The sequence below is a fragment of the Succinimonas sp. genome (genome assembly GCF_045225735.1).
GTDB lineage: Bacteria > Pseudomonadota > Gammaproteobacteria > Enterobacterales > Succinivibrionaceae > Succinimonas.
The window spans coordinates 1-2,174 of sequence record NZ_JBGVBR010000411.1; the positions used below are offsets into that span (position 1 = coordinate 1).

Annotated in this window: 2 protein-coding genes; both read left to right on the forward strand. The window is 45.0% G+C overall.

Translation table 11 applies throughout. From position 1 onward, the window contains the following. Window positions 1–551: 551 nt before the first annotated feature. Window positions 552–1,436: a helix-turn-helix transcriptional regulator gene (locus ACJROR_RS14400; RefSeq protein ID WP_406043507.1), complete on the forward strand. Its 885-nt coding sequence runs from the start codon at window positions 552–554 to the stop codon at window positions 1,434–1,436. Between the two features lie 145 nt (window positions 1,437–1,581). Further along, window positions 1,582–2,076: a phosphatidylglycerophosphatase A gene (locus ACJROR_RS14405; RefSeq protein WP_406043509.1), complete on the forward strand. Its 495-nt coding sequence runs from the start codon at window positions 1,582–1,584 to the stop codon at window positions 2,074–2,076. The last annotated feature ends 98 nt before the right edge of the window (window positions 2,077–2,174 follow it).

A 2,174-nucleotide genomic window follows, 5' to 3' on the forward strand; every position in this document is an offset into this window, starting at 1 on the left:
TCAGTGCCGATGGTAGTGTAGCATTCGCTATGTGAGAGCAGGTCATCGTCAGGCATGTTTTTTAGGAAAAGGGAGCCTCAGGGTTCCTTTTTTCGTTTTCGGGCTTCATAAAATTCCTCAAAGCGCCGCCGGGAACCACAGAGACCCCAGGTGGCGTTTTTGATTTTTACGAGTTATTTAGAACACCGTTTTCTGGCAGATAATAACGGCGTCAGTTATAACTATACCGGATGGCAATAATTTTTGAATCCGTAATGGATAGGGTTAGAAAGTACGAGTGATTAATTTGTACCTTGTGCCGTATTATCTCGTTATCATTTTGCGGATCCTTCGATCAGTTATGGATCTTTTATTACAGCCATCTCCGCGATTTATAAAAGAAACTATAAATATTTTTTTTACCTACTCTTGCATTCTAACTCCCGTTAATATATCATAAAACGCATGCGTGCCAGCATTGTGGTTTGCATCGAAACTGGCTGATAGTCATGTTTGATTGCTGTTGGCACCGTTTACTTTTTATTAACTGCACCTAGAGAATGTAGATTTTTATGAATAACAAATTTTCCGTAAAGAAGCCGGGGAACAATAAATGGAACCAGGAACGCCGGCTCGAGTTTATTGATTACCGCCTTTGCTGGGCTGGGCATATCAATCGGGCAGATCTGGTTTCCTTCTTTGGCATTTCCATTCCGCAGTCTTCTCTTGATCTTTCCCGCTACTGCGAAATGGCGAAGGACAATCTTAAGTATGACAGGCATTCCAAAATTTATCGCAGAAGTCCCAAGTACAAGCCCATCTATCCCATCTGCTCCTCTGAGTCCTACCTTAATGATATTCTGATGAAGGCTCAGGGCACTCTGAACCCCACCCGGGATTATCTGGAAAAGGCTCCTAACATTTCCTGCTTCATGCCTCCGAGACGGAAGATTAATTTTGATGTTCTTTCCATGATTGTGGACTGCATTCTGAATCAGAAATCCCTGGAAATCTCTTATCAGACCATGAACAGCGAGGATCCTGAAAAGAGACGCATTCACCCGCATGCTCTTGGCTTTGACGGCATCAGATGGCATATCCGCGCCTTTGACGACAAGCATTCCGAATTCCGCGATTTTGTGCTGTCCCGTATTTATTCCGTAGGAAAGCCTGAAGAATCAGACGTGGATCCTAATGAGGATATGAAGTGGAACTTTGTGGTTTCTCTGAAGATCGGCCCTAATCCGAAGCTTACTCCCAGCCAGCAGAAGGCCATTGAAATCGATTATGGCATGGAAAACGGCGAAGTAGTTTATAAGTGCCGGCAGGCTCTCCTGTTCTATACCCTCCGTCTCCTGCGTCTGAGCCCGGATGATGATGTGGATAACGATGATCCGAAGAAGAATCAGATTATCCTTAAGAATAAGGATGAGATCTTCATGCTTCTCAGAATGTAACCTGAAAAGATTGTTCTGATCTTATCGGCAGTCCCTTCAGTGAAAGGGGCTGTCTTTTTTTTGGTATAATAGCCTCCGTTCCGGGGTACCGGATATTATTATCGTTTGTGGAATTAGCGCTATGCCTTCTTATCAGGATGAACGTGTGTCATATTTGAACCTGACAAATCCCATGCATCTTTTTGCAGTCGGGTTCGGTATTGGCCTGAAGTTTAAAGCACCCGGCACTATGGCCTCTCTCTTGATGCTCCCGGTATGTCTGCTGTTTATCCAGCTTTCCCTTCTGGTCAAGGTTCTTCTGGCGCTGGCGGTTTTGGCGCTTTGCCTGGCGGCTTGCAAAAGCGTTATTGACCTTATCGGTTATGAAAACAAGAACAAGATTGCCTGCGATGAATTTCTGGGGATGCTGCTCAGCGTGATGTTTCTGGGAGCGGACGAATGGTTTCTGGCCGTGGTGGCGTTTTTCTTGTTCCGCTTTTTTGATATGATGCATCCCTTTCCCATTTCCTGGGTGCAGAAGAGGATTCCTTCCTTCTGCGCCGTGGTAGCAGATGATTTTTACAACGGACTCCTGACGGCTCTCAGTACTTGGATTATCGGCATGATCATTTCCAGTAACAGCTATACCGCCGGTTTTTAAATCCTCCTGAAAGTAACTTCCCTGCGATTTTTCAGCACCCCTGACTGAACCCGGTATCCTTTTTTTAGTTCTTAAGAAAAGGAGTCCCCTATGACACC